25 protein-coding genes are annotated in these 25,754 nt (G+C 66.1%); 17 read left to right on the top strand and 8 right to left on the bottom strand.

Translation table 11 applies throughout. From position 1 onward, the window contains the following. Positions 1-86 precede the first annotated feature (86 nt). On the bottom strand, positions 87-980 hold the full coding sequence (locus ABE423_RS00175) for a LysR family transcriptional regulator (protein ID WP_253143126.1): 894 nt from the start codon (positions 978-980) through the stop codon (positions 87-89). 89 nt (positions 981-1,069) lie between these two features. Further along, positions 1,070-1,495 (bottom strand): DoxX family protein, encoded by a 426-nt coding sequence (locus ABE423_RS00170; protein WP_125894057.1) that lies wholly within the window; start codon positions 1,493-1,495, stop codon positions 1,070-1,072. 302 nt (positions 1,496-1,797) lie between these two features. Between ABE423_RS00170 and ABE423_RS00165 the strand changes: the two genes are divergently transcribed. Then, complete coding sequence (locus tag ABE423_RS00165) at positions 1,798-2,406, top strand: NAD(P)H-dependent oxidoreductase (RefSeq protein ID WP_125894055.1); 609 nt, start codon at positions 1,798-1,800, stop codon at positions 2,404-2,406. Positions 2,407-2,495: 89 nt separating this feature from the next. Here the strand turns inward: ABE423_RS00165 and ABE423_RS00160 are convergent, their stop codons facing one another. Beyond that, complete coding sequence (locus ABE423_RS00160) at positions 2,496-2,975, bottom strand: GNAT family N-acetyltransferase (RefSeq protein WP_346484549.1); 480 nt, start codon at positions 2,973-2,975, stop codon at positions 2,496-2,498. A gap of 133 nt (positions 2,976-3,108) precedes the next feature. On the opposite strand from ABE423_RS00160, the gene ABE423_RS00155 reads away from it, so the two are divergent. Further along, positions 3,109-5,304: a hypothetical protein gene (locus tag ABE423_RS00155; RefSeq protein ID WP_346484548.1), complete on the top strand. Its 2,196-nt coding sequence runs from the start codon at positions 3,109-3,111 to the stop codon at positions 5,302-5,304. 70 nt (positions 5,305-5,374) lie between these two features. Continuing rightward, the gene (locus tag ABE423_RS00150) at positions 5,375-5,860 is read left to right on the top strand and encodes a TspO/MBR family protein (protein WP_125894049.1); all 486 of its coding nucleotides are present in this window, start codon (positions 5,375-5,377) and stop codon (positions 5,858-5,860) included. A gap of 16 nt (positions 5,861-5,876) precedes the next feature. Here the strand turns inward: ABE423_RS00150 and ABE423_RS00145 are convergent, their stop codons facing one another. Beyond that, positions 5,877-6,170 (bottom strand): hypothetical protein, encoded by a 294-nt coding sequence (locus ABE423_RS00145; protein WP_125894047.1) that lies wholly within the window; start codon positions 6,168-6,170, stop codon positions 5,877-5,879. A gap of 251 nt (positions 6,171-6,421) precedes the next feature. Between ABE423_RS00145 and ABE423_RS00140 the strand changes: the two genes are divergently transcribed. From ABE423_RS00140 to ABE423_RS00130, 3 genes are read left to right on the top strand one after another with little or no spacing between them, the layout of a single operon-like run. Continuing rightward, a complete protein-coding gene (locus ABE423_RS00140) occupies positions 6,422-8,659 on the top strand; it encodes an ATP-binding protein (protein ID WP_263009988.1) in 2,238 nt (745 codons plus the stop codon). Further along, the gene (locus ABE423_RS00135; RefSeq protein WP_125894043.1) at positions 8,656-9,123 is read left to right on the top strand and encodes a response regulator; all 468 of its coding nucleotides are present in this window, start codon (positions 8,656-8,658) and stop codon (positions 9,121-9,123) included. The genes ABE423_RS00140 and ABE423_RS00135 overlap by 4 nt, the downstream gene beginning before the upstream one ends. After that, positions 9,116-11,515: a response regulator gene (locus tag ABE423_RS00130; protein ID WP_346484547.1), complete on the top strand. Its 2,400-nt coding sequence runs from the start codon at positions 9,116-9,118 to the stop codon at positions 11,513-11,515. Before ABE423_RS00135 ends, ABE423_RS00130 begins: the two co-directional genes overlap by 8 nt. A 2-nt stretch (positions 11,516-11,517) precedes the next feature. On the opposite strand, the gene ABE423_RS00125 is transcribed toward ABE423_RS00130, so the two are convergent. Genes ABE423_RS00125 through ABE423_RS00115 form a run of 3 tightly spaced genes read right to left on the bottom strand, consistent with a single transcriptional unit; the run spans position 11,518 to position 13,518 of the window. Beyond that, the gene (locus ABE423_RS00125; protein ID WP_125894068.1) at positions 11,518-12,210 is read right to left on the bottom strand and encodes an oxidoreductase; all 693 of its coding nucleotides are present in this window, start codon (positions 12,208-12,210) and stop codon (positions 11,518-11,520) included. A 13-nt stretch (positions 12,211-12,223) separates the two neighbouring features. Further along, complete coding sequence (locus tag ABE423_RS00120; RefSeq protein WP_253143122.1) at positions 12,224-12,898, bottom strand: ChrR family anti-sigma-E factor; 675 nt, start codon at positions 12,896-12,898, stop codon at positions 12,224-12,226. Then, positions 12,895-13,518: a sigma-70 family RNA polymerase sigma factor gene (locus ABE423_RS00115; RefSeq protein WP_032127329.1), complete on the bottom strand. Its 624-nt coding sequence runs from the start codon at positions 13,516-13,518 to the stop codon at positions 12,895-12,897. Before ABE423_RS00115 ends, ABE423_RS00120 begins: the two co-directional genes overlap by 4 nt. Before the next feature lie 134 nt (positions 13,519-13,652). On the opposite strand from ABE423_RS00115, the gene ABE423_RS00110 reads away from it, so the two are divergent. From ABE423_RS00110 to ABE423_RS00060, 11 genes are all read left to right on the top strand, one after another. After that, the gene (locus ABE423_RS00110) at positions 13,653-14,420 is read left to right on the top strand and encodes a hypothetical protein (protein WP_346484546.1); all 768 of its coding nucleotides are present in this window, start codon (positions 13,653-13,655) and stop codon (positions 14,418-14,420) included. Positions 14,421-14,502: 82 nt separating this feature from the next. Further along, positions 14,503-15,453: an acyl-CoA desaturase gene (locus ABE423_RS00105; RefSeq protein ID WP_125894033.1), complete on the top strand. Its 951-nt coding sequence runs from the start codon at positions 14,503-14,505 to the stop codon at positions 15,451-15,453. A gap of 1 nt (position 15,454) precedes the next feature. After that, entirely contained in the window at positions 15,455-16,732 is a 1,278-nt protein-coding gene (locus ABE423_RS00100) for an FAD-dependent oxidoreductase (protein WP_346484545.1), read from the top strand. Further along, positions 16,729-17,496 carry a DUF1365 domain-containing protein gene (locus tag ABE423_RS00095; protein WP_125894029.1) on the top strand — a complete coding sequence of 256 codons (768 nt, stop codon included), beginning with the start codon at positions 16,729-16,731 and terminating at the stop codon, positions 17,494-17,496. Before ABE423_RS00100 ends, ABE423_RS00095 begins: the two co-directional genes overlap by 4 nt. Beyond that, positions 17,493-18,752, top strand: coding sequence for a cyclopropane-fatty-acyl-phospholipid synthase family protein (locus ABE423_RS00090; RefSeq protein ID WP_346484544.1), 1,260 nt, complete (start codon positions 17,493-17,495; stop codon positions 18,750-18,752). Before ABE423_RS00095 ends, ABE423_RS00090 begins: the two co-directional genes overlap by 4 nt. A 1-nt stretch (position 18,753) precedes the next feature. Continuing rightward, positions 18,754-19,299 (top strand): DUF2878 domain-containing protein, encoded by a 546-nt coding sequence (locus ABE423_RS00085; RefSeq protein WP_049399330.1) that lies wholly within the window; start codon positions 18,754-18,756, stop codon positions 19,297-19,299. Then, entirely contained in the window at positions 19,296-20,081 is a 786-nt protein-coding gene (locus ABE423_RS00080; RefSeq protein ID WP_253143117.1) for a DUF1295 domain-containing protein, read from the top strand. The genes ABE423_RS00085 and ABE423_RS00080 overlap by 4 nt, the downstream gene beginning before the upstream one ends. Further along, the gene (locus ABE423_RS00075) at positions 20,078-21,151 is read left to right on the top strand and encodes a class I SAM-dependent methyltransferase (RefSeq protein WP_121503239.1); all 1,074 of its coding nucleotides are present in this window, start codon (positions 20,078-20,080) and stop codon (positions 21,149-21,151) included. The genes ABE423_RS00080 and ABE423_RS00075 overlap by 4 nt, the downstream gene beginning before the upstream one ends. 8 nt (positions 21,152-21,159) lie before the next feature. Continuing rightward, positions 21,160-21,693, top strand: coding sequence for a lipocalin family protein (locus ABE423_RS00070; protein WP_125894019.1), 534 nt, complete (start codon positions 21,160-21,162; stop codon positions 21,691-21,693). A 150-nt stretch (positions 21,694-21,843) separates the two neighbouring features. Next, on the top strand, positions 21,844-22,590 hold the full coding sequence (locus ABE423_RS00065) for a response regulator transcription factor (RefSeq protein WP_346484543.1): 747 nt from the start codon (positions 21,844-21,846) through the stop codon (positions 22,588-22,590). Continuing rightward, the gene (locus ABE423_RS00060; protein WP_346484542.1) at positions 22,590-24,911 is read left to right on the top strand and encodes an ATP-binding protein; all 2,322 of its coding nucleotides are present in this window, start codon (positions 22,590-22,592) and stop codon (positions 24,909-24,911) included. The genes ABE423_RS00065 and ABE423_RS00060 overlap by 1 nt, the downstream gene beginning before the upstream one ends. Here the strand turns inward: ABE423_RS00060 and ABE423_RS00055 are convergent, their stop codons facing one another. Continuing rightward, entirely contained in the window at positions 24,912-25,667 is a 756-nt protein-coding gene (locus tag ABE423_RS00055) for a SapC family protein (protein WP_032127340.1), read from the bottom strand. Between the last annotated feature and the right edge of the window lie 87 nt (positions 25,668-25,754).

Raw genomic sequence — 25,754 nt, 5'->3', positions numbered from 1 at the left:
GTAGCCCGCCAGTTCGGATTTCATTCCTCCATCGTTGGAGCAATGGCTGCCACGCGAGGAGGCGGCAGCGCCTCCCGCTCAGGTGCTTACCAGTTGCCCAGCATCAGATGGGTCGTGGCGAAGTCGACAAACGCGCTGGCGGCGCGTGGCAACTGCCGCCGGCTCTGGTAGACCACGAACAACTCCAGCCCATCAATACGGTAGTCGGGCAGGACCTGGACCAGCGTCCCTTCCCGCAACGGCTGCGCCACCATCGCCTCGGTCAGCAGCGCGATGCCCATGCCGGCCACGCAGGCCTTGGTCAAGGCCAAGGCCGAGTTGGCGCTGAATCGCCCTCGCACTTCGACGTCGGCGGGGCCATCCGGCCCCATCAAGCGCCACTGCGTGCGCCCTGAGCCCGAGGGCACGGCGATACAGTCGTGCGTGGACAGCTCCTCCAATGAGCTGGGCGCTCCCCGTGCCCCCAGGTAGGCCGGGCTGGCCACCAACACTGCACGGTTGTTGCCCACCCGGCGCGCGATCAGTGTTGGCCCGGTGACTGCACCTGCGCGAATCGCAACATCGATGCCGTCAGCGACCAGGTCGGCGCGCGCGTCATTGAGCACGAACTCCAGGCGGACCCGTGGATGGGCCTGCAGGAATGACTGCACCCACTCCAGCTGGAACCAGTTGAAGAAGTCCACCGGCGCGGCGACGCGCACCTTGCCCACCGGCACTTCGCTTCCCTCGGAAAGCTCCAGGGTGGCGTCCGCCAGCGCCTCGATCTGCTCCACGCTGCGTGCGTACAGGCCCTCACCGGCATCGGTCAGGGTCAACTTGCGGGTGGAACGATGCAGCAGCCGGACACCCAGCTGCTCTTCCAGCTGCTGGATGCGCCGGCTGGCAGTATTGGAGGGCATGCCGATCCGGCGCGCGGCCTCGGCGAAGCTGCCGGCTTTGGCCACCTGTACGAACAGGGCCACATCATTGAGATCGATCACCCGTGGTCTCCATGCAGACGACCTCCGGTACGGAGGTCCCTGCATTGTGTTGCAAATGGTGTCGCGGCGCTCGGCGCAGCGCCCTGCCCTCATCGGGCCTTGCGCGCATCCAGGCTGAACCGGCCTGCGCCGTTGGCGGCCAGCATCAGGAATGCACCGGCAATGGAGACATTCTTGAGGAACATGATCATCTGCGTCTGATCAGCAACGTTGTTGTGGAACAGGAAGGCGGTAGCCAGGGTGAAGCCGGCAAGCAACATGGCGACCAGCCGGGTCTGCCAACCCGCTGCGATCGCTAGCGCTCCGCCGACCTCTGCAAGGATCACCAGCGGCAGCATCAGCGCGGGGACACCGACCGAGGCCATGTACCCCGCCGTGGCCTCGTAGGCGCTCAGCTTGCCGAATCCCGACAGCAGGAACAGTGCGACCAGCAGGAGGCGGCCGAGCAGTTCGACTGCGCCCTGCAGGCGGGTGGAGGACGAGGCACCAAAGGTGGTTGTGGAATAAGTGGACATGTCTGCATTTCCTGGAGGCGTGTTGAAACAAGAGGGACGGAGGCAGCGGCAGGAACGACGACATCATCATTGCCAGCGGGACGCACTCTAGGCGCCCCTTCCACCGCCCACTAGCCGCCCCAGGGGGAATTCACCCGTCCATTCATGGACGAATCCACCCACAGCGGGATTGCCCCCATCCGTGGACGAATGAAATCCGCTGCAATCGGCTAGTGGGGCCCAATGCCCCGAAATAGAGTGCAGCCGTGGCCCATGGCAGTGCGTTCGCCGGGCCCGTCCTACCCTCCACTACGAGAACCGCCATGAAGCTCCTGCACATTGATTCCAGCATCCTGGGCCAGCAGTCGGTCAGCCGCCAGCTCACCGCCCAGCTCATCGAAGCTGCCCGCAAGCAGCATGGCGACGTGAACGTGACCTACCGCGACCTCGCCCTGGCACCGGTCGACCACCTTGCTCCGCCCCACCTTGCCGCTGCCCAGGGCGCCCCCATCGAAGCCGATGCCTTGCAGCAGGACGTGGCGCTCGGTGCCGACGATCTGGATGCCTTCCTGCAGGCCGATGTCGTCGTCATCGGGGCACCGATGTACAACTTCAGCATTCCCAGCCAGCTCAAGGCCTGGATCGACCGCATTGCGATTGTCGACAAGACCTTCCGTTACACCGCACAGGGGCCGGAAGGCCTGGCGGGCGGCAAGCGGGTGCTTATCGCCTCCACCCGCGGCGGCATGTACGCCGGTGATGTGCCGGGTGCGGCCATGGACCATCACGAAACCTACCTGACCAGCCTGTTCGGCTTCCTCGGCGTCACCGACCTGCAGTTCATCCGGGCCGAAGGTCTGGCAATGGGCGACGATGCGCGCGCACAGGCACTGCGGCACGCCCAGCAGGACATCGAGCGCGTCTTCGCCTGATAGCTGTGCCGTCGGCGATACACATCGCCACGGCAATTCAATCCCATTCCGCCCGACGCACCGAAGCCGATGGACAGCGATATCGCTGTCTACAGAAACCGGTGCATCACATATACATCAACCAACCCCAGCGACCGATGCCGGAACGCCGCCGGTAGCGTCCCGACCACGGCAAAGCCCAGCTTCCGGTACAGCTCAACAGCTGGCGCATTGGTACTGACCACGTAATTGAACTGCATGGCCAGGAAGCCTTCCGATCTGGCTCGATCAAGACTGTGCTCCACCAGCGCCCGGCCAATGCCGCGACCTTGCACCCGGGGATCGACCACATAGGTAGCGCTGGCCACGTGCGCGCCCAGGTCTGGATAGTTGGCACCCATCTTGTACATTCCGGCCACGCGCCCTTCCAGAACGGCCACAAAGGCCGCCTGCACTCCGAACCAATGGCTCCGAAAGGTCCCGGCCTCGAAGGTGCCGGCGAACGGAAGCGCATCTTCCGTCGCAATGGCGGCCTGGAAGATCACCCACATGGTCTCGATGTCGTCCGCGCTGGCGGACCGGATTTCCATGCGGTTCCTCGCGGAGTGGCGTGATGCGCAAGGCGGACACTAGCAGAATCCAGCAAGCGCCCCGCACGCGCTTCACGCGCCACCGCCATCGGTTCCGCAATAGTTGAGTGAATTCCAGCCGTTGGAACAGTACATGCCACCTATTCCCGCGCGCATCCCGCTCCGGCTCCGCCGATGGCGCGTCGCTGGCTACATCCTGCTTGGCGTGTACGTTCTCTACCTGCTGGCCGGCAACATCTTCCTCAACACCCCGCTGTTCGGCCAGGTCACCAACCGCAAGCCGCACAAGTTCGTGATGACGACCGGCCCGGCCATCACGCTGCTGCCGGGCCACGTCATTGCTTGGAACGTGCATATGCGCGGTCACGTCAACCATACCGTCTACGTACTGCACGCCGAGCGTGCCAGCGCCCGCTTGGCAGTCCCGCCCCTGTTCCGCCGCGAAGTGCGGGTTCCGCGATTGCAGGCCACTGGCGTGTCGGCCGAGATCAGTCGCGTCGAGGACGCCATTCCGTCACCGCCGCGTAGCGACCAAGGCTGGACCCTGCGTTTCGACGCCATCCACAGCGACAGCATCCGCAGTGCCCGGCTCGGCAAGCTGCTGATCATCGGCAAGGGCCAGGGTACGGTCGGGTTCCTCAAGCAGCTGCGCGGCGGCCCGTCCGAACTGTTCGATTCCGAAGTCTCGTTCAGCAAGGGAGACACCAGCTATGACGGCGTGCAGCTGCTGGGCGACATGGATCTGACCGCGCGCTTCAGCTATCCGCGCCACTATCGCGACCAGGCGCCCGGCCTGGCCAAGTTGAAGCTGCTGCATGCGCAACTTGAAGTGGATGCGCGCAGCCAGGGCCTGCGCATGGATACGGACGCGCAGACGCCCCGCATCTCCAGTTCGCCGGTTCCCGGTCGCCTGCAACTGGCGGTCCACCTGTTGGACGGCCAGTTGCAACCTGGTGACCACGCGCTCTGGCAGGTTCCGCTCTACCTCGGCGACGGCGCACCCGATCGCGGCGTGCTGGCCCTGCAGCTCAACGTGGCCAACGACCTGCGCCTGCAGGCCCGCCTGCCGCCACGCCCGGATTCGGCCGCTGGCATCGATGCCGACCTGCACATCACCGGGCGCGAGATTCCCTTCCAGCACCCTGCTCAGCTGCTGGAACGCAGCTCCGGCACTGTGCGCGGCGAATGGACCTTCACCTCGCTCAACTGGATCCCTGCCCTGTTCGTACGCAAACCGTGGCTGCAGCTGGATGGCGGCGGCACCCTGAAAGCAGATCTGCGCCTGCGCAATGGCGAACTGATCGAAGGCAGTACCGTGGACATCCCTTCGGCTGCCGCCGTGGCCGAGGTCGCTGGCGTGCGGCTGGCCGGCACGGCCAGTGCGCATGGCGAGCTGAAGGCCGGCAGCCCCACTCAGGCACAGTTGGCGATCCGGCTGCCCCGCTTCACCGCTCGCCCAAGCGATGCGAAGGATGTACGCCTGTTCGACGGTCGCGACCTGGCCGTGGACCTCACCGGCGATGGCCGCCTGCAGGAACTGCGCAAGGGCGTTCGTGCGCGGTTGCGCTTCAGCCAAGCGACCATCCCGGACCTGGCCGCCTACAACCGCTACCTTGGCTCTCAACAGGTGCGCCTGCTGCGTGGCTCCGGCAGCCTCAGCGGCGACGCCACGCTCGACACCGATGGCCGCGTCGGCCATGGCACCGCGCGGCTGCTAGGTCGCAATGCCAGCGCCAAGGTGGCGGGCCTGGACATGGGCGGCGATGTCGACGTGAACGCGACGCTTCGCCGCGGGGACTTCAACCAGCGCCATTTCGATCTGTCCGGCACCACCGTGGAGCTGCGCAATGTGCAGGTGGCCGGCACCGATTCCAACAGCGCGTGGAAAGGCCGTGCTGTGTTCAAGCGGGGCCGCATCGACGCGCAGTCCCCGTTCCAGGTGGACGCTACCACCGATCTGACCCTGAGCGATGCACGCCCCTTGCTGGCCGTGTTCGCCAAGCGCACCGACTACCCGCGCTGGACGCTGTCCCTGCTGGATTCCGGCAAGGTCGATGCACAGGCCACGTTGCGCTGGCGCCCGGGTCATCTGCTGATCGACGGACTGCAGGCCGAGAATGATCGCCTGTCGGTTCGTGCGCGGCTGGATCTGCTGGAGCGGCGCAAGCGTGGCGATCTCTACCTCCGCTGGGGGCTGCTGGGCGCGGGCATCGAGCTTGATGGCGAACAGCGCCAGTGGCATCTGGCCAAGGCGCGTGAATGGTTCGATCAGCGCCCTTCGCTGTTGCCGGCTGCCGAAGGTGGAAGCGCCGCAGGTTCTTCAGACTGATCGCCCCGGGCTGCATCCATTTGCCGCTTCCGTTCGTATGAGCGGTAAACGCAGGATGGAGCGGTACGGAATGAAGCGGCGTTCACAGGCTCTGGGTCTTCTGGGATGGGGCGTGGCCACCTTTGCGGCGGCCGCAGTCGGCGCATGGGCATCGGCCTCCGCCGCCAGCTTCTACGCCACCCTCGCCCTGCCTGCCTGGGCACCGCCTGCCAGCGTGTTTGGCCCGGTGTGGAGCCTGCTCTACGCGATGATGGCCATTGCGGCGTGGCTGGTCTGGCGCGAACGCGGCTGGCGCAACGCGCAACCGGCCCTGGTGCTCTATCTGGTGCAGCTGGCCGTCAATGCCCTCTGGAGCTGGCTGTTCTTCGGCTGGAAGCTGGGAGCGCTGGCCTTCGTCGACATCCTGGTACTGATCACGCTGGTCTGCGCAACGATCGTTGCCTTCGCACGCATCCATCGCGGTGCGGCGGTGATGCTGCTGCCTTACCTGGCCTGGATATCGTTTGCCTCGGCGCTGAACTTCGCGGTGTGGCGCGCCAATCCCGGGGTGCTGTGAGCCAGTATCAGTGCTCTCAGGCCTGTGCGACGCGCTGCGGCTTCCATGCACGCAGCAATGCCGGCTTGAACGCCTGCTGGCCACAACCCGTGGGGCATCGCACCACCCGCGCGGCGGTGTGGCTGACCAGTCCCTGCCCCTCTTCCGCCTTGAACACCGTCTCGCAGCACAGGCAGCGCGCAACCAGCGAGTACAGGTGGAGCAGGCGCCCACTGGCCGGATCCTGCAGGGCATCCACATCCAGCAGCTCAAACTGGCAGCTGTCGGCAAGCATGCGGTATGGCGTTGAAGGCAAGGTCTGCAGGTTCACGGGCGTGGTCACTCAGGAATGTGCGTTCACCCTAGGCAAGTCGGTGTCGAGCGCGCGTGCAGCGCACATGTACCTTTCGCGAAACATGCAAGTGCTGTTGGAATGGTCAGATGAAGAATTCAGGTTTGAATGAAACGCTCTTCACGCGAACGTGCTGGTAGGCGAATGCACGATTTTGCTTCACCATCCATGCATGCCGGATGCGACGCTGGGCCTTTCCAGCCATCCACGAATCATGAGTCCCGCCCTTGATGCCTTCTGCTGAGTCCACGCACGACACCGCCCAGTCCCGTTGTGCGCGCGAACCGATTCATACGCCCGGTGCCATCCAGCCATATGGGGTGCTTCTGGTAGTGGAGCCTCAGTCACTGCGGGTGCGTGAGCGCGCCATCAGCCAGCCGGGGTTGCTGAAGCAGTTCGGCGAACCGTTGATGCAGCACGTCAGCGAGGTACTGGGCGGCGTGCTGGCCCCCTTCCAGGCGCTGTTCCAGCAGGCCACGGTGGGCAGCAGCGCCCATGTAGGCGCTGTGCACCTGGACGGCCACGGGCGGCATCAGCTGCTGGTGCATCGCTCCGCCAGCGATCTGCTGATCGAGCTGGAGGCACCGGTTCCCGGCCAACCGGGTTCGCTGGAAGAACTGTATCCGTCGATCCGCGAACTGATGACCGGCATCGAATCGGCTACCACCGTGGAAGATCTGTGCCAGCTGGCGGCCGCGCACATGCGTCGGCTGACCGGCTTCGACCGCACTCTGGTCTACCAGTTCGATGCCGGCTGGAACGGCATCGTGGTCGCCGAGGATGGCAACGGCCAGTTGCCGTCCTACCTGGACCTGCGCTTCCCCGAGTCGGACATTCCGGCCCAGGCCCGCGAGCTGTATCGGCGCAACCGGGTGCGACTGATCGCGGACAACAACTACACCCCTGCCCCGCTGATGCGCAGCGAGGAGCACCGCGACGCGCCGGCCACCGACCTGAGCCTGGCCGTGCTACGCAGCGTTTCGCCCGTGCACCTGCAGTACATGCGCAACATGGGCACCGGCGCGTCGATGTCGGTGTCGCTGGTGCATGAGGGCCAGCTGTGGGGCCTGGTGTCCTGCCACACGATGCAGCCGCGCCGCCTGCCCTATCACGTGCGCACCGCCTGTGAATTCATGGGCCAGATCCTGTCGCTGCAAATCGCGCTGAAGGAGCGTGCACGCGCCATCGAAGAACGCGTGGCGCGCCGCTCGGTGCTGGTCAAGCTGCTGGCACGCATGGCCGGCGACGAGGATTTCATGGCTGCGCTGCGCCACGATGAAGCCAGCCTGCTGTCGCTGACCGGTGCCGCAGGCGCCGCCATTGTGCACAAGGGCGACTGCATGCGTGTGGGCCAGTGCCCGCCCGCGACCGACGTGCTGGCCCTGGCCGATTGGCTGGCCGCACAGCAGGCCGGGCAGGAAACGTACTGCAGTGACCATCTGGCAGCCGACTGGGCGCCCGGCGCGCGCCTGTCCGACGTGGCGAGCGGCGTACTGGCGGTGTCCATTTCGCAGCTGCACGACAGCTATCTGATGTGGTTCCGCCCGGAAGTGGTGCACACCGTGCGCTGGGGGGGCGACCCACGCAAAGCGGCGGCGCCCGGCGTGGCACTGTCCCCGCGCAGTTCATTCGAAGCATGGAAAGAGACCGTGCAGCAGCGCAGCCTGCCGTGGAACGACGCCGACCGCGATGCCGCGCACGAGATGCGCACGGCCATCGTCGACATCGTGCTGCGCAAGGCCGAGGAAATGGCTGAGCTCAACGAGCAGCTGGTCCGCAGCAACAAGGAACTCGAAGCGTTTTCCTACTCCGTAAGCCATGACCTGCGCGCGCCATTCCGCCATATCGTCGGTTACTCGGAACTGCTGGGCAGCTCGGCCGGCGAACGCCTCAACGATACCGAGCGCCGCTTCCTGGATACGATCGTGGAGTCGGCCAAATCTGCCGGAACGTTGGTGGACGACCTGCTGAGCTTTTCGCAGATGGGCCGCTCTACGCTGGGCCGGGCGCGGCTGGATATGGCCGCGCTGGCCGAGGATGTGCGCCGGAGCCTGGTCCTGGACTACAGCGGCCGCGACGTGCAGTGGACGCTTGCGCCGTTGCCGGAGGTCGAAGCCGACCCGACGATGCTGCGCCTGGTCTGGCAGAACCTGCTGGCCAACGCGATCAAGTTCACCCGCGAGCGCGAGCAGGCGGTCATCGAGGTCGGTCACCAGCGAAACGACGACGAAGACCACTTCTTCGTGCGCGACAACGGCTGTGGCTTCGACATGCGCTACGTGGACAAGCTGTTCGGCGTATTCCAGCGCCTGCACCACGTCGAGGAATTCGAAGGCACCGGCATTGGCCTGGCCAACGTGCGCCGCATCGTCGGCCGCCACGGCGGCAGGACCTGGGCCGAGGGCGAACCTGGCAAGGGCGCCACGATCCACTTCACCCTACCCCGTTCCACAGGAGATCACCCATGAGGGACCTGCGGCCGATCCTCTTGGTAGAGGACAGCCCCAAGGATGCAGAGCTGACGCTGGCGGCGCTGTCGCGTTGCCAGTTGCTGAACGATGTCATCCATGTACGTGACGGCGCCGAAGCGCTGGATTACCTGCGCTGCGAAGGCAAGTTCGCCGGCGCCATGCACGGCGGCCCGGTGGTGGTGCTGCTGGACCTGAAGCTGCCCAAGGTGAACGGCCTGGAAGTGCTGGAACAGGTGCGTGGTGACGCACAGCTGAGCAGCACCCCGGTGGTGATGCTGACCTCTTCGCGCGAAGAACAGGATCTCGTGCGCAGTTACGAACTGGGCGTGAACGCATTCGTGGTCAAGCCAGTGGACTTCAAGGAGTTCTTCGACGCCATCCAAGGGCTGGGCATGTTCTGGGGCATCACCAACCAGCCCCCGCCGCATCGGCCCAACGGCTCGGGGCAGCACAATGCGTGATGGATCGCGCCGCAGCGAGCGCCTGCGCATCCTCATGCTGGAGGACAGCGCGCTTGATGCGGAGCTGATCAGCGCACAGCTGCAGCGTGCCGGCCTCGATTTCGAGGCCGAGCGCCTGTGGACCCGCAATGCCTTCATCGAGGCAATTGAGAATCGCGCCTTCGATGTGATCCTGGCCGATCATGTGCTGCCCGGATTCGACGGCGACGCTGCACTGGCGCTGGCGCGCGAGCGGATTCCGCAGACGCCCTTCATCTTCGTCTCCGGCACGCTTACCGAGGAGTTGGCCGTGCAGGCGCTGACCCGCGGCGCGCGCGACTACGTGGTCAAGCAGCGCCTGCAGCGCCTGCCGGATGCGATCCGTCGTGCGCGGCAGGAGGCCCATGAACGCACCCAGCTTGTGCAGGCGCAGGCCGCACTGAACGACAGCCAGGCGCAGTTGCAGCAGGTAACCAATGCCGTCCCTGCGCTGATCGCCCAGCTCGACACGGCGCATCGCTACCGCTTCGCGAACAAGGCGTTCCTGGACTGGCACGGCGTCAGCCTGGCCGAACTGCTGGGTCGCGCGGCACGGGATGTCAGCGGCATTTCCGCCTTCGAGCACGCCCTGCCCAGCCTGGAGCGGGTACTGCAGGGCGAGCGCACCAGCTTCCAGGTCGAACTGGTCCACCGCAGCGGCGAATCACGATTCGTGCAGATGGACTGCGTACCGGAACATGCGGCCGATGGCAGCGTGGTCGGCTACATCTGCATGGGCAGCGATGTTTCACTGTTGAAGCAGGCCGAACTGGCGCTGCGCGAGGACAATCAGGTTCTCGAGCGACAGGTGCAGGCACGCACCGCCGAGTTGCGGGCCAGCAAGCGGCGCCTGCAGGCGATCTTCGAATCCAGCTTCCAGCATCAGGTGCTGCTGGATCTGTCCGGACGCGTGGTTGATGCCAATGACGCGTCACTGGCCGCGGTGCTTGCAGACAAGAAGGACACTGTTGGCGCGCGCTTCGGCGAATCGCTCTGGTTTGCCACAACCGATGGCATCAGTGCGCTGATCGACCAGGCCGTCGCCGCAGCCGTACAGGGCCGCAGTTCGCTGCATGCACTGGAACTGGAACTCCCGACCGGGCGGCGCAGCTTCGACTTCTCGTTCCGCCCGCTGCTGGATACCGAAGGCGTGGTCACCGCCGTGGTCTCCGAGGCGGTGGAAACCACCGCGCGGCTACAAGCAGAACACGCGCTGCGCCAGTCACAGAAGATCGAGGCGGTCGGCCAGCTCACCGGCGGCATCGCCCATGATTTCAACAACATCCTGACGGTCATCTCCGGCAACGTCGAGCACGCCATGCTGCTCATCGAACGCGCCGGAGAACCCGGGGCAATGGTCAGCCGTGCACTGGACAATGCACTGAAAGGCGTCGGCCGTGCCGCCAGCCTGACCCAGCGCCTGCTGGCGTTTGCCCGTCGCCAGCCGCTGCACAGCCAGGCCGCCAACCTCAACGAACGCCTGCTGGACATGCACGACATGCTGCAGCGTGCACTGGGTGAGCTGGTGCAGCTGGAGATCCGCAACGCCGAGGACATCTGGTGCGTGGAGATCGACATCAGCCAGCTGGAGGCCTCCGTACTGAACCTGGCGGTCAATGCCCGCGATGCGATGCCGCATGGCGGCCGGCTGGTGATCGAAGTCGACAACAGCCACCTCGACCACGACTACGCCGCCCTGTTTCCCGATGCAACGCCAGGCGAGTACGTGATGTTGCGGGTGCGCGACAATGGCCACGGCATGGACGCAGCGACCCTGGCGCGCGTGTTCGAGCCGTTCTTCACCACCAAGCAGGTTGGCCGCGGCACCGGGCTTGGCCTGTCCATGGTGCATGGCTTCGTCAAGCAGTCCGGTGGCCACGTGCTGATCGACTCGGTGGAAGGCGGCGGTACCAGCATCACCATGATGTTCCCGCGCTCTCCGCTGTCCCTGCCCTGCGAAGCACGCACCCCACAGACCGGCCTGGCGGGTTACTCACCGCGCGAGGAAACCATTCTGGTGGCCGAGGACAATGACGATGTCCGCGCCCACACGGTGGATGCGCTGCGGCTGCTCGGCTACCGCGTGCTGGAAGCCCACGACGGACCCTCCGCACTGCGGCTGCTGGAACGCCCCGACACCAAGGTGGATCTGCTGTTCTCGGACGTGGTGATGCCCGGCATGTCGGGCTGGGAACTGGTGCACGAAGTACGTGAACGCTGGCCGGAAGTCGCCGTCCTGTTCACGTCGGGCTATCCACGCGACCACGACCAGGTGGGCAGCCAGGGACGCGCCGTTTCATTGCTGCCAAAGCCGTTTACCCGCAGTGATCTTGCAGCGGCGGTGCGCACCGCGCTGGAGGCGACGCCGCACTGAGGTCAGGACGCCGGATCGCGCATGCCAGCGGCGATCCGGTTGATGTCCGCGCACTCCACCGTGGCCGGCGGATGCTCCCTGGCGGCCAGCGCAATCATCGCCTGGCCCAGGGCCAGATTGCTGGTCATCAACGAAGGCGCAACCGCACCGGCCAGCTTCATCAACGGCGCGCCGCCCCAGTACAAGGGCTTCAACAGGGCATGACGGGTGCCGGTTCCCGCGACCGGCCTGACGCCACCCGGGCGCAGCATCACCGAGCGCACCGGCAGAGCCTGCAAAGCAACTTCGGTCTCGCCCTTGACCCTCAGCGGCATCAGCCGGCTCTGAGGGTCTGCACCCGCACCGGATACATACAGAAAGCATCCCCCGGGATTCGCGGCCGCCCAGGCACGGGCCACCGCCAGCGTGGTGTCCACGGTAACGCGTCGGTACTCGGCCTCGGCGGTGCCGACCGGTGGCGCACCGGCGCAGTAGAGGCATGCATCGAACCCGGCGAGCTCCTCCACCCGCTCCTGGATACGCAGAAAGTCCGGGACAATCAGTTCGCTGCCGGTGCCGCTCAGACTGCCGGGGTGACGGACCAGCGCGGTCAGGCGGGAGACCTGTTGTGAGCGCTGGCAGGCCAGCACCACACCCTGCCCGACCAGGCCTGCGGCACCGGTCAACAGAATGCGCAATGCACCCGTCCCGACCATCATCGCACCCGCCTCAGAGTTTCACGAAACGCTGGATCTTCCGCGCCAGCCAACCGCTGAACACCAACGGCGCATCCAACGCAGACACGCAGATGCACGGCACACCCGGCGCGGTCACCGGCTGGTGCTCCACCTCCTCGTCCAGATCCGCAACGTCACCCGGCGCGAACAGCCCCAGCGCGTCGTTGTAGGAACCGCGCAGGATCTGGGTCAGCTCGCTGCGGCCATGGCTGTGCATAGGCAGGCACTTGCCGGGGGCGATCTTCAGCATGATCAGCGAGGGCATCTGCTCGGCCCGGATGCAGTGCACCCCCGGCGCCATCCAACGCCAGCGCAGGTCACCCAGCGAGGTGCCAAAGTAGGGATGCAGTGACGCCGGCAGATGATCGGGATCAGCCTCGGGCCGATCCTTCGGCATAGGGCGCAGGGATTCCGCCATGGCCATCGGCGTTTCCGTGGCCAGCTGCATCAGCATGGCCTCGCGCAACTGTTCGCGCCGCGTGTCGGTTGCAGGCGGCTGGGTCTGCTCCAGCAGCACCGAACCGATCGCCTCAGCATCGCGCAGGCGCTGACGGCAATGCGGGCACTGCTCCAGATGGGCACCGGCCACGATGCTCAACGGCGCCGGCAGCGCACCGGCGGCATAGCTCATCAGCGTGGATTCGTGCAGGTGGTGGTGCGGATTCACAGCACACCTCCCACTTTCGCCTGCAGTTGCAGGAAGGCACGGCGCAGGTGCGATTTGACCGTCCCCAGCGGCATACCCAGCGCTTCGGCGATTTCGCTGTGGCTCTTGGCTTCGAAATAGGACATCCGCACCAGCCGTGCCTGCACCGCAGGCAGCTCGTTGATGCGCTGGCGCAGACGCGCCTGGTCGGCGAACTGCTCGGCGCTGCTGCGCTCGATCACATCCAGCGTCGCCGCGTCCTCCACTGCCGCCTGCACTTGCATCCAGCTGCGCTCACGGCGCACTCGATCGATATGCAGGTTGCGGGCGATGCGATACAGCCACGTACTCAGCGCCCCCTGTGCCGGATCGAAATCGGCGGCCCGCAGCCATAGGCGCAACAGGCATTCCTGCGCCAGCTCCTCGGCTACGGCATCGGGTGCGCCCAGGCCGCGCAGGTACACGCACAGCCGCGGCATGAAGTAGTCGTAGATCCGCATGAAACACTCGCGGTCGCGCAGCCGCGCCACGCCGTCCATGTCACCGGCCCAGTTCGTCGGCTCGCTGCTCGGCTGCTGGGAACTGGACACGGTGCGTGCGGTATCGAAGTTGAGGAGTGTGCTGGCGGCGTCAGGGTACATCTGCGTTCGCGGCGGGCAGGTGAAGGTCTTCCTCTGTACGCGCAGGGGCAGCCATTGGATGCAGTCGGCACTGCGCATCCAACCGGGCGCCCCCGCCGTATGACCTGAGAGACCTCCGCTTCCGGATGAACACCATGCGCACTGCCTGGCTGCTGTTGTGCCTGCCCCACGCCGCGCTGGCGGCACCCTGGCTGCGAAATGAGGGCGTGGCCACCTCCGCGCAGGGCGACATCCTCTACCGTGAAGTGCACTGGCGGCGCGAGGCAACGGAGGGTGCCGAACGCTGGGTGCTGTACCAGTGCCCGGATGGCCAGCCCTTCGCCCGCAAGCATCTGCCCGCCAGCGCCCGCCCGCAGGCACGGGGCTATTCGCTGCAGGACCGCCGCAGCGGCCAGACCGCCGAAGTCGACGCCACTGGCGACTCGGTGTCGATTGCCTGGAAGGAAGATGCCGCCAGCCAGCCGCATCAGCGCCGGCTTGAACTGCCGCCGGACGCGGTGATCGATGCAGGGTTCGACGCTGCGGTGCGCCTGCACTGGCCGGCGCTGCTGCGCGGCGAACGCATCAGTCTGCCCTTCCTGGTGCCTGGGCGGCAGCGCTACTTCCCGGTGCAGGTGCGGCGCATCGGTCCGGTACGTTGGCAGGGTATTGATGGGCAGTCGATCGACGTCAGTCTGGACACCTGGTACGGCGGCATCGCCCCGCGTCTGTCACTCGTCTATGCCAGCACCGACCGCCGCCTGCTGGAATTCCGCGGTACCAGCAACCTGCGCGATGCACGCGGCACTTATCCGCAGGTGACGGTGCGCTTCAGCTCGCCTGCTGCCGAGCAGACTGCCGCGGAATGGCAGCAGGCCTGGACGCATCCTCTGATCGACCGCTGCGCCGTGACGCCCAGGTGAAGTCGAGATTCTTCGCGTCGCAGCGCATCCATTGCACGCGCTGCTGCGTACAGGTAGACACGACACCCGCCGAGATCCCCCAATGGCCTCTGTAGCGCCCCTCCCCCGTCGACGCTCGCGCCTGCTGCGTACGCTGCAGCGCTGGATCGACACCGGCAACGTCGCAGAGACCACCGGCGAACAGCCCGGCCGCATCGACTGGTTGCGCGCCGTGCCATTCGCACTGATGCACCTGGCCTGCATCGCTGTGCTCTGGGTCGGAATCTCATGGACAGCGGTGATCGTCGCCGCAGTGCTCTATGCGGTGCGCATGTTTGCCATCACGGCGTTCTATCACCGCTATTTCTCGCACCGGACCTTCCAGGCATCGCGGCCGGTGCAGTTCGTGTTCGCTGTCATCGGCGCCTCCAGCGTGCAGCGTGGGCCGCTTTGGTGGGCCGCCCATCATCGCCATCACCATCGGCATGCCGACCAGCCGCTGGATCCGCACTCGCCACGCGAGGGCGGCTTCTGGCGCAGCCACATGGGTTGGTTCCTGACCCGCGAGGCGTTCGCCACCGATCTGTCACGGGTACCGGACCTGGCGCGCTTCCCCGAACTGCGCTGGCTGGACCGTTTCGATACGGCCGTACCGGTACTGCTGGCCGCAGCGCTGTATGCATTGGGCGCCGGGTTGGAGCGCTGGGCACCGGGCCTGCACACCTCCGGCCCACAGCTGCTGGTGTGGGGCTTCTTCGTCTCCACCATCGTGCTGTTCCATGCCACGGTCACCATCAATTCGCTGGCGCATCGATTCGGCCGCCGCCGCTTCGACACACGCGATGACAGCCGCAACAACCTCTGGCTGGCGCTGCTCACCTTCGGCGAAGGCTGGCACAACAACCACCACTTCTTCCCCGGCACTGTCCGCCAGGGCTTCCGCTGGTGGGAAGTGGATTTGACCTGGTACGGACTGCGCGCGATGGCGGCCCTGGGCCTGGTCAAAGGTCTCAAGCCCATCCCCGAGTGGGTCCTGGCCAAGGCGAGGTACTGACATGCGCATCGCCGTCATCGGCTCGGGTATCGCGGGGCTGGCCAGTGCCTGGTGGCTTGATGGCCAGCACGACGTCACGCTGTTCGAGGCCAACGATTACCTGGGCGGCCATACCCACACGCACGATGTGCAGGTGGATGGCGTGCGCATGGCGGTGGACACCGGCTTCATTGTGTTCAATCCCCAGCACTATCCGCTGCTGACCGCGCTCTTCGACGAGCTGGGTGTGGCTTCGCAGCCGACCACGATGAGCTTCTCAATGCACAGCGAGCGCAGCGGCGTGGAGTACAACGCCACCTCGCTGGATGGCCTGTTCTGCCAGCGCCGCAACCTGGTGTCACCTCGATTCTGGGGCATGCTGGCCGACCTGCGCCGGTTCTATCGCGATGCGCCGTTGCTGCTGGCCGAGGAAGACGGCCCCACGCTCGGCGAGTACCTGCGCAGCCAGCGCTATGGCGAGGCCTTCATCGACGAGCACCTGCTGCCGATGGCCTCGGCACTGTGGTCCTCACCGACCGCCACCGTGCAGGACTTCCCGGCGCGCTACCTGGCCCAGTTCATGGCCAATCACCAGATGCTGCAGATGACCGGGCGCCCGAGCTGGCGGGTGGTCAGCGGGGGATCGGCGCGCTACGTGGATGCGCTGCGCCGCCGCTGGCGGGTGCATGAGCGGCTGCAATGCCCGGTCAGGATGGTCGAACGCATGCCCTGGGGTGCACGCGTGCACAGCGCGGCCGGCGCGGAGGCCTTCGACGAAGTGATCCTGGCCTGCCACAGCGACCAGGCGCTGGCGTTGCTGGCCGACGCCGATGCCATCGAGCGTGAGGTCCTTGGCGCCATCCGCTATCAATCCAACGAGGCCGTACTGCATACCGATGCCTCGTTGCTGCCGCGCAACCGCAAGGCGTGGGCGGCATGGAACGCGCACGTGCCAGAGGATCGCGCCGCGCCCTGCACGGTCAGCTATTGCATGAACCTGCTGCAGGGCCTGCCCGGCGATACGCCCCTGGTGGTTACCCTCAACCGCAGCGAGGCAATCGATCCGGCCAAAGTACTGCGTACGCTGCGCTACGCCCACCCGGTGCACGACCATGCCGCAGTGCGCGCGCAACAGCGCTGGGCGGAACTGCAGGGCCGTCGCCATACGTGGTTCGCAGGCGCCTATTGGGGCTGGGGCTTCCATGAGGATGGCATCCGCAGCGCCCGCCGCGTGGTCGATGCCCTGCAGGCCTGCGCCCCACATCGGCTGGCATCCGCCGCGGATGAGGTGGCGGCATGAGTGCCAGCGCGCTCTACATCGGGCAGGTGATGCATCGCCGGCATCATCCGCACCCGCATGCCTTCCGTTACCCCATCGCCCAGCTCCTGCTCGATCTGGAAGAACTCGATACGGTGTTCGACGGGCGCTGGTTGTGGTCGGTCAATCGCCGCAACCTGGCCGAGTTCCGCCGCAGCGACTACTTCGGCGATCCCGCACGGCCCCTGGCCGATGCCATCCGCGATCACGCTGCCCACACGCTTGGCTACCGGCCGACCGGCCCTGTGCGCCTGCTCACCCATCTTCGCTTTGCCGGGCACGTGTTCAACCCGGTCAGTTTCTACTACTGCTACCAGGCCGACGGCAGCACGCTGGACTGCATTGTCGCCGAGATCACCAACACGCCCTGGAAGGAACGGCACGCCTATGTGCTGCCGGTCGCTACCGCCACGCACGAAGGCAGCTCACTGCGTTGGCAGTTCGACAAGTGCTTCCATGTCTCGCCGTTCATGCCGATGGACTGCGGCTACGACTGGCGGTTCAACCGCCCCGACCAGGACCTGCGCGTGCACATGCAGGTCTGGCGGGACGGCGTGCGCCAGTTTGATGCCACCCAGGCCATGCAGCGGCGTGCCTTGGATGGCCGCGGGCTGGCCCGGGTTCTGGCCTGCTATCCCCTGATGACCACCCAGGTGGTGGCCGCCATTCACTGGCACGCACTGCGGCTGTGGTTGAAACGCAACCCGGTGCACGACCACCCCACTCTTACCGAGAAACCGCGATGAACTCGATGACTCCCTGGGTTGCCCTGCCGCGCCCCGGCGCCTTGGACGCGTTCCTGCGCCGCCGCCTGCTGGCCCAGCTGGCCCCGATGCGCGACGGTCGGCTGTGCGTGCGCGATGCACTCGGCGAGGTCTGGCTGGGCGACACCCGTGGTGAACTGCATGTCACCGTCACCATCGATGACCCGGCGTTCTATCGCAAGGTTGCTGCGCAAGGCAGCGTGGGCGCAGGTGAAAGCTACATCCAGGGCGAGTGGCACTGCGATGATCTGGTGGCACTGATCCGGCTGCTGGTGCGCAATCGCGATCTGCTCGACGGCATGGAGCGTGGCCCGGCCCGCTTGGGTGGGGGGATGCTGCGGGTCTGGAACCGCCTGCGCCGCAACAGCCGTGAAGGCAGCCGCCGCAATATCGCCGCGCACTATGACCTGGGCAACGACTTCTTTGCCCTGTTCCTGTCGCCGGACCTGATGTACTCGTCGGCGATGTTCGACAGCGAATCCGAGTCATTGGAATCTGCTTCGCGGCGCAAGCTGGACCGCATCTGCCAGCAGCTGCAACTCAAGCCAGGCGACCGCGTGGTGGAGATCGGCACGGGCTGGGGCGGTTTCGCGGTACACGCCGCACAGTACTATGGCTGCCATGTGACCACCACCACCATCTCCGCGGAACAGCATGCGCTGGCCGCCCAGCGCGTAGAGGCGGCGGGCCTGCAGGACCAGGTCACGCTGCTGATGCAGGACTACCGCGACCTGCAGGGCCAGTTCGACAAGCTTGTCTCGATCGAGATGATCGAAGCGATCGGCGCCGAGTACCTGGACACCTACATGGCTACGCTGCAACGCCTGCTCAAGCCGGATGGCGTTGCCCTGCTGCAGGCCATCACCATCGATGACCATCGCTACGAACAGGCCCGGCGCAGCGTCGACTACATCAAGCGCTATGTATTTCCGGGCAGCTTCATCCCATCGATCAACGCGATCATGGCCGCCAAGACCCGATCCAGCGACCTGCAGCTGATCGCCCAGCAGGACTTCGGCCACTCCTACGCACTGACCTTGCGCGCCTGGCGCCAGCGCTTCCTGGCCCAGCTGCCCGCGGTGCAGGCGCAGGGCTTTGATGCGCACTTCTGCCGGTTGTGGGAGTTCTATCTGGCCTATTGCGAGGGCGGCTTCCTGGAACGTTCGATCGGCGTCTCGCATCTGCTGCTGGCCCGTCCGGACCACCGGCCCGTCCTCGCTGCGGGCGACAGCCGCTGACATGCGCCGGTTCTGGACCAATCTGCTTGGCAACCAGCTGGTCTGGCTGTGTGCCGTGGCCGGCGCAGGGCGAGGCTGGCAGTGGCCGGCGCTGCTGGCCGCAACGATCTATATCGGCAGCCAGCTGCTGACTTCACCGCACCCTCGGCTGGACCTTCGGCTGATGCTGCTGGCGCTGGCCTGCGCGTGGCTGGTCGACGCCAGTGCCGCCGCCAGCGGCGCCGTGCGCTACGCTGCTGCCCCGCTGGGCTGGACTCCGCCCCTTTGGATCATGGCGTTGTGGGCCGCGTTTGCGATGACGCTGACCAATTCGATGCGCTTCCTGCTGCGCCACCCTGCCCTGCCAGCCCTGTTTGGCCTGTTGCTGGCCCCGCTGGCGTATCTCTCCGCAGCGCGCGGTTTCGAGGCGGTCCGTTTCACTGCGCCGCTGTGGCAGGGCCTGCTGGTGCTGGGTGTGGGCTGGAGCATCGCGCTTTCGCTGCTGTGCATGGCCGCTCGTCGCGGCTCCCGCACCCTCCCGCCGCCCTTGGCAGGAGCACCGTCATGATCAATCTATTGTGGGTGCTGCTGTATGCCGTACTTGTGATGAGCTGGGGTTGGGCCTGGCAGCGCCGCCATCACAACATCGGCGTGGTCGATGTGCTCTGGGCCAAGGGCGTGGGCGCATCAGCCCTGTTGCTGGCGTGGCTCGGCGATGGTGCGGCGGCGCCACGGATGGCGCTCGGCGTGCTCGGTGGCCTGTGGGGCAGTCGACTCGCCTTGCACCTGTGGCACCGGGTCCGCCACGAACAGGAAGACGGCCGCTACCGTTATCTGCGCGAGCACTGGCAAGGGCATCAAGGCAAGATCTTCGGCTTCTTCATGGCCCAGGCGCTGCTGGTCGTGCTGTTCGCCATGCCCTTCCTCGCGGTGGCTGACAATCCGCAGACAACCACGACGTTGTGGATCGTGGCCGCCGCACTTGTCTGGCTGCTGAGCGTCGGCGGCGAGAGCCTGGCCGACCGCCAGTTGGCCCGCTTCCGCGCCGACCCGGCGAACAAGGGCCGCACCTGCCGCGAGGGGCTCTGGCGTTACTCCCGCCACCCCAACTACTTCTTCGAGTGGCTGCACTGGTTCAGCTATGTCCTGCTCGCGGTCGGCTCGCCACTGTGGTGGCTGGCCTGGGCCGGCCCGCTGCTGATGTACGTGTTCCTGCGCTATCTCAGCGGCATTCCCTTCACTGAAATGCAAGCGCTGCGCAGCCGCGGCAACGACTACCGCGCCTACCAGCGCACTACCTCGATGTTCTTTCCCTGGTTCCCCCGTTCTTCCAAGGAGCATTCCGCATGAGCGCGATCCCGTCACTGAATCCGGCCGAAGATGCGGAAACCGGGCTGATCGCCTGGGCCGAACGTGGGCTGGTGCCCGATGCGGCGCTGCGTGCGGGCATCCGCCGCTTGTGCGCGCAACGCCTGCATGAGGAAAGCGAAGGCGGCATCGAAGGCCAATCGGCACGCTTCAGCCAGCGCATCACCGAGCTGGCCGACAGCCCACTCGCGCTACATACCGAAGCGGCCAACCGCCAGCACTACGAAGTTCCCGCGGCATTCTTCCAGGCCTGCCTGGGCAAGCGGCTGAAGTACAGCAGCTGCTACTACGCCACCGGGCGCGAAACGCTGGACCAGGCCGAGGACGCCATGCTGGAACTGTACGGCCAGCGCGCCGGACTGGCCGATGGCCAGCAGATACTTGAGCTGGGCTGCGGCTGGGGCTCATTGACCCTGTGGATGGCCGAACGTTACCCGCAGGCGCATATCACCGCCGTCTCCAACTCGCACAGCCAACGCCAGTACATCATGGCGCAGTGCCAGGCGCGTGGCCTGGGCAACGTCGAGGTGATGACCCGCGACGTCAACCAGCTTGACCTGCCGACGGCCCGGTTCGACCGCTGTGTCTCGGTGGAGATGTTCGAGCACGTACGCAACTACCAGCGCCTGCTGGCAGGCATCGCACGGTGGCTGAAACCGGACGGTGCACTGTTCGTGCACATCTTCGCCCATCGCACACTGATGTATCCGTTCGAGACAGACGGCGGCGACAACTGGATGGGTCGCCACTTCTTTACCGGCGGACTGATGCCGGCGGCCGACACACTGCTGCATTTCCAGCGCGACCTGCGCCTGGAGCAACGGTGGTTGCTGGACGGCACCCATTACCAGCGCACGGCCGACCACTGGCTGGCCAACCAGGATGCAGCCCGCGAGCGGGTGATGCCGGTATTGATCGCCACCTATGGCCAGGCTGCAGCGAAGGTCTGGTGGCAGCGCTGGCGCATGTTCTGGATGGCATGCGCCGAGCTGTTCGGCTACGACGACGGCCAGCAGTGGCTGGTGGCCCACTATCTGTTCCGACCCCGCTGAGGTGCCCGATGCGCATGTTTCCGCTGCTCCCCCTGATCGCGGTCGGCCTGTTCGGTTCCGGCTGCAGCTCCAGCGACACCCGCCCGTTGCCGCGTCCGCCATCGGTGGATGTACCGCGCTTCATGGGCGACTGGTACGTAATCGCGCATATCCCGTCGCGCCCTGAGCGCGAGGCCTTCGACGCCGTGGAGAGCTATGCCCTGCGCCCCGATGGACGCATCCAGACCACCTTCACTTACCGCAAAGGCAGCTTCGACGCGCCACAGAAGTCGATGCACCCCGTCGGCCGTGTCGAGAAGGAAGGCAACGGCGCGATCTGGGGCATGCAGTTCATCTGGCCGATCCAGGCTGAGTACGTGATCGCCTGGCTCGATGAAAGCTACCATCAGACCATCGTGGCACGAAGCAAGCGCGATTACGTCTGGTACATGGCCCGCACCCCGCAGGTATCGGACAGTGACTACCAGCAAGCGGTCGAGCGGATTGCGGCCATGGGTTACGACACCCACAAGCTGAGGCGGGTGCCGCAGTCGGTGAGATGACGCGGAGCCTTCTCCCCGGGCGGATCTTCCTGAAGCATCAGTGGTTGATCAATCTCAATGTCTACATGGAACCCGGCTGCCGGCTTCGCGACCCCGAAGCGCGTAACTGGGGCCTGACGATCCACCTCATCAATCGGCGGCATTGAATTGATGGGCTTTACGCATCGATTCTTAGGAATAATCGCAAAATTCCAACAAGTTCGATGCTCGACGCGACAGCGGCGCCAGAATGATCGCCACGCCCTGCGGGCGCCGATCACCTCCCTGCGCATGAATGGATATCCTGCACCGCGCCGACTGCGGCTGGCACTCCTGGACGATCACGAAATCGTCCGCCGCGGCACCGTCCTGCACCTGTCTCGCGACGTTCGCTTCAGCATTGTCGCCAGCCACACCCGCAGCGACGAGCTCATCGGCAGCCTCCGCCAGCTGGCAGTCGATGTCGCCATCATCGATCTCACCCTGGCGCCTGGCGACCGCAGCAGTGATGAGCTGGTTCCCCTGCTGCGCAAGTGTTTTCCACATATCCCCCTGCTCGCCTTCGCCACGCTGACGCCATCCACCCGCATCGACCACCTGCTGGCGACCGGCATCTCCGGCGTAGTCAGCAAGTCCGAGCCCCTGGAGATGCTGTCTGATGCCATCGTGCGCATCTCGCAGGGGCTGTGCCGCCTCCCTGCCGATTGCCTGTTCCCGGCGTGCCGCGAGGAACTCAGCCGCAATGAACGCGAAGTACTGGACCTGCTCCTGGCCGGCCTGACTGTCTCGGAGATTGCGCTGCGCCGCCACCGCAGCGTCAAGACGGTCAGTACCCAGAAGGTCGCGGCCCTGCGCAAGCTCGGGTTGCGCAATGACGTGGAGATCTATGCACTGCGGCAGCAGCTGGAGCTCCAGTGATGGGGCGCGTTCGCCTCCGCCTACGCACGTCGTGCACGTTGTTGCTGGTCCTGATCCTGCTGCCGGCTGCATCGGCCGAGGATGCACAGTTGCGGAGATGGTCCGCCGGCCGCGAAGTGCGGGTTGCCACCGCGCCATCATTGCGACCGCTCCCCCCAACGCTGGCGGATTCAAGCGCACTGCCCACCCTCGCCCATGGCTATGCCAAGCTTGTGGCTCGGCATTCCGGCCTGCGCTTCCGCGATCTCAACTACCCCAGCACGAGCGCAGCGGTCGCTGCCGTCTGCCGGGACGAGGCCGACCTGGTGCTGGTCATGGGCAGCCCCTCGCATCACCCGCTTCCCTGTCCCGACCTGAGGGCCTCCGGCGCTTTCCATGGCGGCAAGACGGTATTGGCTGTGCGTAAAGGCGAGCACCCGCCCCGTGACATTACCGGCGTGAGGGCGCAGCTGCTGGCCGTGGTTGACGGCGGCCCCTATGCCGACTGGCTGACGATCCACCACCCCCGGATCCACCTCCTGCATCTCCCCGACCGCCATGCGGCCCTGGCCGCTGTTGAACGCGGCAACGCCGATGCTGCGATCGGCCTGGAAGCAACGCTGCACTCGATGATCCGGCAGCACTTCACGGGAAGCCTGCAATTGCACCCGTTCGACAGCGAATTCTCTACCGATCTGCACCTGCTTGTCCGCCGGGAGGACCAGCAGCTGCTGGCACGCATCGATCAGGCGCTGCGCGCCATCACCCTCGAAGAGCACGCAGGCCTGCTGGAGTTGTGGGCGCAGCAGATGCTGCCCACATCCATCGAGAGCGCACTGGATCGGGTGCGTTCCCCGCTCCTGCTCTGGCTGCTGTGTCTGGCCGCGGCACTCATCGGCCTGCCCGTGCTCTGGCAGGCGTTACGCTGGCGAATCGGCCGCGCGGAACAACGCCTCGGGCGCGCGGCGGGAATGATCAGCCATGAAGTGCGCAATTCCGCGCAGACAGTACTGGCTTCGATCGACCTGCTGAGCCAGTCACACCTGCCCAAGGGGCAGCGTGAACTGCTCGCGGCTGCCCTTGCCGCCGGCCACTCGCTGCGCAGGCTGCTCGATCGCTCGCTGGCGTTCTCGCGCCTTGCCAGCGGCAGCTTCAGGCCGCATCCCACGCCCTGCGACGTCGGCCAACTCTGTGCCCGCGCACTGGAAGCAATCCGGCCGGAGGCACTGCGGAGAGGGCTGTCACTCCAGTTGGATCGCGCGCCCGATCCAGCGCCGGTGGTTGTGCTCGATGCTGATGGACTGCGCCAGATTGTCGACAACCTGCTGGGCAATGCACTGAAATTCACCGATGTCGGCGGTATCGAGGTGCGCCTGCAACTACAACCCGTCCTGTCTCCCCGGGAGCTGTTGCTGGATGTGATCGACAGCGGCATCGGCATCGCACCCGCTCAACTGGCGCTTCTGTTCCGACCATTCCAGCAGAACGAGGATGGCCAGAGACGTGGCGGCAGCGGACTGGGCCTGACGATTGCGCACGAACTGGCCGTTGCCATGGGCGGCAACCTGACCGCACACAGCGTGCATGGGCGCGGCAGCCGCTTCACCCTGCGATTGCCGGTCCGCGCCGTTCACGGCGATCAGCCGCCCATCGAGCCGCTGCAGCAGACGCCACTGACCGGCGTCGACCTGCTCCTTGTCGAAGATCATGCACTCAGCCGGCATGTCGTCGCAGAGCAACTGCGTCGGCTGGGCGCCGACGTACGCGCGGTTGCCGATGCCGACGCCGCATTGGCCGAGCAAGCGCTACGACCGCGCGGCACGGTCGTACTGGATATCGGGCTTCGCGGCTCGGATGGCTATGCACTGGCGCAGCAGCTGCGTGCGCAGGCACAGGCACCTCTGCGAGTGATTGCCCTGTCCGCCCGCATGGGGCGCCGGCACGCGGCACGCTGCCGAAGGGCCGGCTTCGACGCCATCCTGGTCAAGCCGCTGCAGGTTGCGAGCCTGCTGCAGGCGCTGGACCTGCCGCCCTCGGCGCACGGCGCTGCGCCCGATGACACCCCTGGCGCCGAGCCGGATTACACTGCGGACATTGCCCATGAGCTGGCCAGGATTGAGCAGGCCGTGCAGGACGCCGATGCCTCGACACTGCGCCATCATGCACACCGGCTGCAGGGAACGCTGCAGATGTGCCGGGCAACGGATCAGGCCGGCACAGCGGCCGACCTGTGGGAACTGGGGCATGAGGCCGCGCCTGACTGGGTCGAGGCGCGGCGACTGCTGCGGGGATTGCAGCAGTGGCACGGCTCCCGCGAGGCGGAAGCCGCACCCTTGGCCTGATCAGGCCGCCAGGCGCTCGACCTGGCGACGGGTCAGGTCATTGAAGCGACCCAGCGACATCAGGTGCTGGTGGATCAGCGCCAGCCAGCCGCTGCGGTGCCACTCGACCACGGTCGCTTCCGGCAGCGCCACGAACTTCTCGACGTCCACCACCAGGAAGCCGTTGAGATTGAACTCGCGGCCATCCGGAGTGCGGACGGTGGCGTTGCGCTCGACCAGCAGGCCGTTGTCGATCAGCGCCTTGGAGAAGGCCTGGGTCTGTTCGTGCTCGCGGGTGTACTGGCCGCAGAACTCCAACGCCTGCTGCACCATGTCGGTGGCCTTGCCATCAACGAACAGCGGCTGGCCTTCGTCACCGCCCTTGACCACGCGCGCGCTCTCTTCGTCGATGCCCAGCAGGAAGTCGTTGTCTGCACCGGTGTCGATGAAGATGAAGGGGTGGCGACGCAGGTAGGCCGGGATATAGGCCTCGTCTTCCCACAGGCCGTCCTTGATGAACAGGTTCTGGTCGGAAACACCGACGGCGGCCATCGGCACGGCGGTCGGGCCAGCGAACAGGATCGGGAAGTGGTGCAGGGCCAGCGAGAACTCGCCCAGCACCAGCGGAATGGCGTTGTTGCCGGCGGCAAACTCGAGTCTGCCCGGCAGGATGCGCAGATCGGCATGCACATCGGCCTGCAGCGGCACCGGACGGGTGTAGAACAGGGGGGCGCTGCTCGGCGCCGCTTCGGTGGTGGTGTCGCTGGTGGTCGTCATCTTGGGAACCGTTCGATCATGCGCGCCTGCCATCCCGGGCGCGCCAGCGGGAACAACCTGAATCCCGCATTATCAACAAGCTCGATG

The sequence above is a fragment of the Stenotrophomonas sp. TWI1409 genome (assembly GCF_039673015.1).
GTDB lineage: Bacteria > Pseudomonadota > Gammaproteobacteria > Xanthomonadales > Xanthomonadaceae > Stenotrophomonas > Stenotrophomonas maltophilia_A.
The sequence above is the reverse complement of the archived record's forward strand: the minus strand, read 5'-3'. Positions and strand labels throughout refer to the sequence as shown.